We start from the raw sequence: 7,501 nt of genomic DNA on the forward strand, positions 1-7,501 counted from the left end.
GCAACTCTTGGTGGTAGACTTAGTCGGGATAGACTTTTGTGTAAAAAAAAAATAAACTCTTGAGACTCTGAATCAGAGTCATATTGTTTAAGAAAAGATGAACTCAAAATTTTACCACAGAAGTAGGCTATTCCTAACTTTTGGAGAAGCTTCGGAAATTTGGTTGTCAACGTTGTCCCCGCTAACTAGAAAGAATTATGCATCTGGAATTAAGTTTTTAGTTTCTCTGAAGGTTTTGGATTTAACCAAAACCTTAGATAACGCCATTTCCTTTGATCACAGCGAGTCTTTGTTTAAGATCAAATCTCTAACCATTTTTAATGGGAAACCTGTTTCAGAAGCTTCTAAACAAGCCAGAGCTGCTTGTTACATATCATTTACTAAGTTTTTGTACAGATTGACTAAGGGGTATATTAATCCTGCTATTCCTTTAAAAGACTTTGGTAACACTACATTTTTTAAAATTAGAGATAGAGTCAAAACAGTTTCGATTTCTAAGAAGGAGTGGACGGTATTTTTTGAAGCGCTTCGTTTGGTGAGTTATAGAGACTATCTAATTGGCAAATTAATTGTGCAAGGCATTAGGAAGTTAGACGAGATTTTATCTTTGTGCATGGAGGATCTCTTTTTTGCATCTAATCAAATTTCGTTTCGGATTAAAAAAAGACAAAATAAAGAGATTAATATCCCTATTACGTTTCCTTTCAGTTTGATGAAAGAATTGAAAGATTATGTTGGTGGAAGAAATGGGCGTGTGTTTATTTCTGAGGATGGATCTCCCATTGCAACAAGTCAAGTAGTGCATAATTTTAAAATAGCAGCGCTTCGGAGCGCAATGACAACTAAAATCACTCCCAGAGTGCTTCGAGCTAGCGCGTTGATTCATTTGAAACAAATGGGATTAAGAGATGAAGAAATTATGCGAGTTTCTTGTCTTTCCTCGAAGCAAAGTTTGTGTTCTTATGTTTGTTCTGGCGGGAACTCTTCTGTCGCAAATATACCAACTATATTGTGATATAATTAAAATTATATCCATTTAGTTGCCCTCAAAAGCAACTGTAGATTATATTAGGGCCATCTTCTTTGAGGCATTGTCTTCTCTAGAGGATTTATCGTACGCAAATACCATCTTTGCGGTTGTGTGTCCTGTGACCTTCATGATGTCGGAGTCCGAACACCCTAGGCGTTTGTACTCTGTCACAGCGGTTGCTCTAAGCACGTGAGGGGTTATCTTAAATGGGATAGATGCTTGCAGTCCTGCTTGAGAGAACGTGCGGGCAATTTGTCTTAACCCCACCATTTTTCCAGAACTAGTTACGAAGACCAAACCTCTTCGTGGCCCAATGTACTCTCTTAGAGCGTGCATGAACTTCTGAGGATAAGTTATAATAATCCTCTTTTCTGTCTGACGATTCTTAAGCTGGGAGAAAGAGATAGTTGCTTGTTGAAAGCAGATCTGATCGATCTCTAAGCTTAAGACTTCAGAAGAACGCTTACCTCCTTGCAGCATAGTTTGGGCGATCAACCAATCTCTGGGATTGATTTTTTTTAGTTCTTTCAAGAAAGAAGCTGTTTGCAATCTATTCATTGCATTTGTTTTTACAATTTCTCTGGTTTTGAAAAATGTTCGGCTGTTTTCTTGTTTAGAAGGTTGTGCGATAGAAACAATTCCCTGAGTCATTCTGTTTAAAAATCTAGTCAAAGAGATATAACTAGCTGCACGAACTTGTTTGGTGCCTTCTGTCCATGAAGCTTTTGACGATGGAATCTTTTTAATTGCATCCAATATCAAGTTATGATTCAAAAGAGAAAATTCTTGTAGATTCATGTCTAAAGACAATAGCCCAATCTTTTCTAAAGCTAAAAAAGAGCCTCGGTAAGATCTACAAGTATGCTGATTTAGTGATGCAGTCCAATGCATGATAACTTCGAATAAAGAGAAGCTTCTCATGCGTTTCCAGTAAGATTCTTGTCGGATTTTTAATACTTCCTGATAAGACTTTCCGATATATTCTAATGGCATTTCTTGCTGCAAAGATAAAATCCCTTTACCCACGAAATTCCTCGTGATATAACCTAAACGCAAATGTCCTGATTAGTGAAATAATCAGGTTATCATTAGGATAGCACGCGCTGCATTTTTTTAGAAAAGCATGAAAACTAATTCTGAAATAGAAAACCGCATGCAAGATATTGAGTATGCGTTACTAGGAAAAGCTTTGGTATTTGAAGACTGTACAGAGTACATTCTTAGGCAACTTGTTAATTACGAATTCAAGTGCTCTCGCCATAAAAACATATTCATTGTTTTTAAACACTTAAAAGACAACGCTCTGCCAATAACTGTAGATTCAGCTTGGGAAGAGCTGTTAAGAAGGCGTGTCAAAGATATAGATAAGTCTTATCTCGGTATAATGTTACATGATGCCATGTTTAACGATAAGCTCAGGCCTATTTCGCATACGGTTCTTTTAGATGACTTAAGTGTATGTAGCGCTGAAGAAAATTTAACTAATTTCATTTTTCGTTCGTTTAATGAATATAACGAAAATCCATTGAGACGATCACCATTTTTACTATTAGACCGCATAAAAGATCGTCTCGACAGAACTATCGCAAAAACTTTTTCTACTCGTAGCGTTAGAGGACGATCTGTTTATGATATCTTTTCTCAAGCAGAACTCGGAGTATTAGCTCGTATAAAAAAAAGAAGGGCGGCTTATTCTGAGAATAATGATTCATTTTATGACGGCTTGCCAACCGGATATCAAGATATTGATAGTAAAGGGGTTATTTTAGCGAACGGCAATTTTGTGATAATTGCAGCTCGGCCTTCTATAGGGAAAACCGCACTCGCTATTGATATAGCTATCAATATTGCTATCCATCAACGACGTAGAGTTGGTTTTTTATCTCTTGAAATGAGTGCAGGGCAAATAGTTGAAAGAATTATTTCTAACTTAACAGGGGTATCTGGAGAGAAATTACAAAGGGGCTCTCTATCTGAAGAAGAGATTTTTTGCATTGAAGAAGCAGGAAATACTATAAGAGATTCTCATCTTTATATTTGTAGTGACAACCAATATAAGCTCAATTTGATAGCGAATCAAATTCGTTTGTTAAAACGAGATGATCGTGTCGACGTTATTTTTATCGATTACTTACAACTTATTAACTCATCTGTTGGAGAAAATCGACAAAATGAAATAGCAGATATATCTAGAACTTTAAGGGGGTTAGCTGCAGAGCTAAACATTCCTATAGTTTGTTTGTCTCAATTATCCAGAAAAGTCGAGGATAGAGCAAACAAAGTTCCTATGCTGTCAGACCTAAGAGATAGCGGTCAAATAGAACAGGATGCAGATGTAATTTTGTTCATCAATAGAAAGGAAACTTCTCCTAATTGTGAAATAACAGTGGGTAAAAATAGACATGGATCGGTTTTCTCTACTGTATTACAGTTCGATCCAAAAACAAGTAAGTTCTCTGCTATTAAAAAAGTATGGTAAATTATAGCAACTGTCACTTCATTAGAAGTCCTATTCATCTTGAGAATCAGAAGTTTGGTAGAAGACCAGGTCAATTAATCAAGATATCTCCTAAGTTAGCTCAAAATGGCTTAGTAGAAGTCATAGGTCTTGACTTTCTTTCTTCTCATTACCACGCACTAGCTGCTATCCAGAGATTACTTACAGCTACAAATTATAAGGGGAATACAAAAGGAGTTGTATTATCAAGAGAATCAAACAGCTTCCAATTCGAAGGTTGGATTCCTCGAATTAGATTTACAAAAACAGAGTTCTTAGAAGCTTACGGCGTAAAACGATACAAAACATCTAGAAACAAATACGAATTTAGTGGGAAAGAATCTGAAACAGCTTTAGAGGCTCTGTATCATTTAGGACATCAACCTTTCTTGATAGTGGCAACCAGAACTCGATGGAATAATGGGACGCCTATTTTAGATCGTTATCAAACCCTTTCGCCTATTATTAGAATTTACGAAGGATGGGAAGGTCTAACTGATGAAGAAAATACAGAAATTGATGTAACACCATTCAATTCACCATCAACACGAAAGCATAAAGGATTCATTGTAGAACCTTGTCCCATCTTGGTAGATCAAATAGACTCTTATTTCGTAGTCAAGCCTGCGAACGTATACCAAGAAATAAAAATGCGTTTCCCAAACGCATCAAGATATGCTTACACCTTTATTGATTGGATAATTACTGCATCTGCCAAAAAGAAAAGAAAATTGACCAAAGAGAATTCTTGGCCAGAAAACTTGTCTCTGAATGTTAACGTTAAAAGCCTTGCGTATATTTTAAGGATGAATCGATATATCAGCACAAGAAACTGGAAAAAAATTGAAATGGCTATTGATAAATGTGTTGAAATAGCTATTCAACTAGGTTGGTTATCTAGTCGGAAACGAGTAGAGTTCTTAGAAGCATCTAAGCTGTCTAAAAAAGAGATCTTGTATTTAAACAAAGAACGCTTTGAAGAAATAACAAGAAAATCAAAAGAACAAATGAATCAATTCGAGCAAGAATTTAATTAAAAAATAGCAAAACTTGAAACTAAAAACCAAATTTATTTAAAGCTCAAAATAAAAAGAGTTTTTAAAATGGGAAATTCTGGTTTTTATTTGCATAACACTAGCAACTGTGTATTTGCCGACAATATTAAAGTTGGGCAAATGACAGAACCTCTTACAGATCAACAAATAATACTTGGGACATCGACAACTCCTGTCGCAGCAAAAATAACAGCTTCTGAAGGGATATCCTTAACAATAACAAACAATGCTCAAGCTAACTCTTCAGTAAATATTGGATTAGATGCTGAAAAAGCGTACCAACTTATTTTAGATAAGCTTGGCGACCAAATCTTTGATGGAATCACAGGATCCATAGTTGAGAGTGCTGTACAGGACATTATAGATAAGATTACCTCGGACCCTTCTCTAGGATTGTTGAAGGCTTTCTATAACTTCCAAATCACTGGGAAAATTCAATGTAACGGCCTATTCACATCTAGCAATGTAACAACTTTATTAGGAGGAACAGAAATAGGTAGATTTACAGTAACTCCTAGAAGTTCTGGAAGCATGTTTTTAGTTTCTGCAGATATCATTGCATCAAGAATGGAAGGTGGAGTTGTATTAGCCTTAGTAAAAGAAGGAGATACACAACCATGTGCGATTAGCTATGGCTATTCTTCTGGTGTGCCCAATTTATGTAGCTTAAAAACCTGTGTTACTAATTCCGGATCGACACCCACAACTTATTCATTACGAATAGGAGGATTAGAGAGCGGAGTTGTATGGGTTAATGCTCTATCCAATGGTAATGATATTCTTGGAATAACAAATACTTCTAACGTTTCTTTTTTGGAGGTGATACCTCAAAAAAACACTTAAATAATTTTATTGGAATTTTCTTATCGGTTTTATATTTAGAAGAAACAGTTCTAATTACGGGGGTTGTTATGCAAAACAAAAGAAAACTGAGAAACGATTTTATTAAAATTGTTAAAGATGTAGAAAAGGATTTCCCCGAGCTAGACTTGAAAATACGGGTGAATAAGGAAAGGGTTACTTTTTTAAATTCACCCTTAGAACTCTACCACAAGAGTATTTCATTAATTTTAGGCTTGTTACAACAAATAGAAAAGTCTTTGGAATTATTTCCAGATTCCCCCGTTCTTGAAAAATTAGAGGATAACAGTTTAAAGCTAAAAAAAGCGTTGATTATGCTTATTCTGTCTAGAAAAGACATGTTTTCTAAGGCAGAATAGATGTTTTACTCTAACGTTGGAGTACACTTTGCAAACCTTAGTTTTTTGCTCTTTTAAGGGTGGGACAGGAAAAACAACACTTTCCCTGAATGTAGGGTGTAATTTAGCTCAATTTTTAGGAAAGAGAGTACTTCTAATTGACCTAGATCCCCAATCAAATCTCTCATCTGGATTGGGGGCTAGCATCGAAGGCAACCATAAAGGCCTTCACGAAGTGATGTGTGCCTCAAATGATTTAAAATCAATAATTTGTAAAACAAAAAAAACTGGGGTAGACATAATCCCTGCATCATTTTTGTCAGAACAATTTAGAGAATTTTCTACAAATGGCATCCCAAGCAGCAATTTACGGCTGTTTTTAGATGAGTATTGTTCGCCTTTATATGATGTGTGCATAGTAGATACTCCACCTAGTCTTGGTGGATTAACAAAAGAAGCCTTTATTGCAGGAGACAAACTAATCGTATGTTTGATTCCTGAGCCATTTTCTATTCTCGGGCTGCAGAAAATTAGAGAATTTTTAATTTCTATAGGCAAACCTGAGGAAGAACATATTCTTGGGGTAGCACTATCTTTTTGGGATGACCGGAGTTCGACTAATCAAACGTACATAGATATCATTGAGTCAATTTACGAAAATAAGATTTTTTCAACAAAAATACGCAGAGATATTTCTTTGAGTCGTTCCCTTCTTAAAGAGGATTCTGTGATCAATGTATATCCAACTTCAAGAGCTGCAACAGATATTCTGAATTTAACACACGAAATATCTGCTCTTTTAAATTCTAAACACAAACAAGACTTTTCCCAGAGGACACTGTGAATAAACTGGAAAAGGAAGCTAGCGTCTTTTTTAAAAAAAATCAGGAATCCGTTTCTCAAGACTTTAAGAAAAAGGTTTCTTCAATTGAGATGTTTTCAACTTCTTTAAATTCGGAGGAAAACCAGAGTCTGGATCGGCTTTTTTTGTCTGAGACTCAGAATTTATCAGATGAAGAATCTTACCAAGAAGATGTTTTGTCAGTAAAACTTCTGACAAGTCAAATAAAGGCTATTCAAAAACAACACGTGCTCCTTCTTGGAGAGAAGATTTACAATGCGAGAAAGATACTAAGTAAAAGTTGTTTCTCTTCAACAACCTTTTCATCTTGGCTAGATTTAGTTTTCAGGACTAAATCATCCGCCTATAATGCGTTGGCTTATTATGAACTTTTCATAAGTCTACCAAGCACAACTTTGCAGAAAGAGTTCCAATCAATCCCGTATAAGTCTGCATATATTTTAGCTGCTAGGAAAGGAGACTTAAAAACAAAAGTCTCTGTTATAGGGAAAGTTTGTGGAATGTCCAATGCATCTGCTATCCGGGTTATGGACCAACTTCTTCCTTCATCTAGAAGTAAAGATAATCAAAGATTTTTCGAATCTGATTTAGAGAAAAATCGACAGTTATCAGATCTTCTCGTAGAACTGCTTCGCATTGTATGTTCTGGAGTTTTCTTATCTCCTTATAACGAAAACCTTCTGCAGCAGTTGTTTGAAGTCTATAAGCAAAAGAGCTGATCCGCCGTCAGCTCTTATATATATATCTATTATATATATATATTTTAGGGATTCGATTTTACGAGAGCTTCGCGCAACTCTTGGTGGTAGACCTTGCAACTCTTGGTGGTAGACCTTGCAACTCTTGGTGGTAGACCTT

Annotated in this window: 8 protein-coding genes; 7 read left to right on the forward strand and 1 reads right to left on the reverse strand. The window is 35.7% G+C overall.

The genetic code is table 11. The features are described from left to right. The first annotated feature begins 97 nt into the window (after positions 1 to 97). The gene (locus TC_RS04700; protein ID WP_010231978.1) at positions 98 to 1,015 is read left to right on the forward strand and encodes a tyrosine-type recombinase/integrase; all 918 of its coding nucleotides are present in this window, start codon (positions 98 to 100) and stop codon (positions 1,013 to 1,015) included. A 48-nt stretch (positions 1,016 to 1,063) separates the two neighbouring features. Here the strand turns inward: TC_RS04700 and TC_RS04705 are convergent, their stop codons facing one another. Next, positions 1,064 to 2,056: a site-specific integrase gene (locus TC_RS04705; protein ID WP_010231981.1), complete on the reverse strand. Its 993-nt coding sequence runs from the start codon at positions 2,054 to 2,056 to the stop codon at positions 1,064 to 1,066. 97 nt (positions 2,057 to 2,153) lie between these two features. Between TC_RS04705 and TC_RS04710 the strand changes: the two genes are divergently transcribed. The 6 genes from TC_RS04710 (at position 2,154) to TC_RS04735 (ending at position 7,362) form a co-directional block, all read left to right on the forward strand. Further along, positions 2,154 to 3,509 carry a replicative DNA helicase gene (locus TC_RS04710; protein WP_010231984.1) on the forward strand — a complete coding sequence of 452 codons (1,356 nt, stop codon included), beginning with the start codon at positions 2,154 to 2,156 and terminating at the stop codon, positions 3,507 to 3,509. Continuing rightward, positions 3,503 to 4,564: a Virulence plasmid protein pGP2-D gene (locus TC_RS04715; RefSeq protein ID WP_010231986.1), complete on the forward strand. Its 1,062-nt coding sequence runs from the start codon at positions 3,503 to 3,505 to the stop codon at positions 4,562 to 4,564. The genes TC_RS04710 and TC_RS04715 overlap by 7 nt, the downstream gene beginning before the upstream one ends. A gap of 66 nt (positions 4,565 to 4,630) precedes the next feature. Continuing rightward, positions 4,631 to 5,425, forward strand: a complete 795-nt coding sequence (gene pgp3 / locus TC_RS04720) for a virulence factor Pgp3 (RefSeq protein ID WP_010231988.1) — start codon at positions 4,631 to 4,633, stop codon at positions 5,423 to 5,425. A gap of 68 nt (positions 5,426 to 5,493) precedes the next feature. Beyond that, complete coding sequence (locus TC_RS04725) at positions 5,494 to 5,802, forward strand: Virulence plasmid protein pGP4-D (protein ID WP_010231989.1); 309 nt, start codon at positions 5,494 to 5,496, stop codon at positions 5,800 to 5,802. 28 nt (positions 5,803 to 5,830) lie between these two features. Continuing rightward, positions 5,831 to 6,625 (forward strand): ParA family protein, encoded by a 795-nt coding sequence (locus TC_RS04730; RefSeq protein ID WP_010231990.1) that lies wholly within the window; start codon positions 5,831 to 5,833, stop codon positions 6,623 to 6,625. Beyond that, positions 6,622 to 7,362, forward strand: a complete 741-nt coding sequence (locus TC_RS04735) for a CT583 family protein (protein ID WP_010231991.1) — start codon at positions 6,622 to 6,624, stop codon at positions 7,360 to 7,362. The genes TC_RS04730 and TC_RS04735 overlap by 4 nt, the downstream gene beginning before the upstream one ends. The last annotated feature ends 139 nt before the right edge of the window (positions 7,363 to 7,501 follow it).

The sequence above is a fragment of the Chlamydia muridarum str. Nigg genome (assembly GCF_000006685.1).
In the GTDB taxonomy this organism is placed as follows: domain Bacteria; phylum Chlamydiota; class Chlamydiia; order Chlamydiales; family Chlamydiaceae; genus Chlamydia; species Chlamydia muridarum.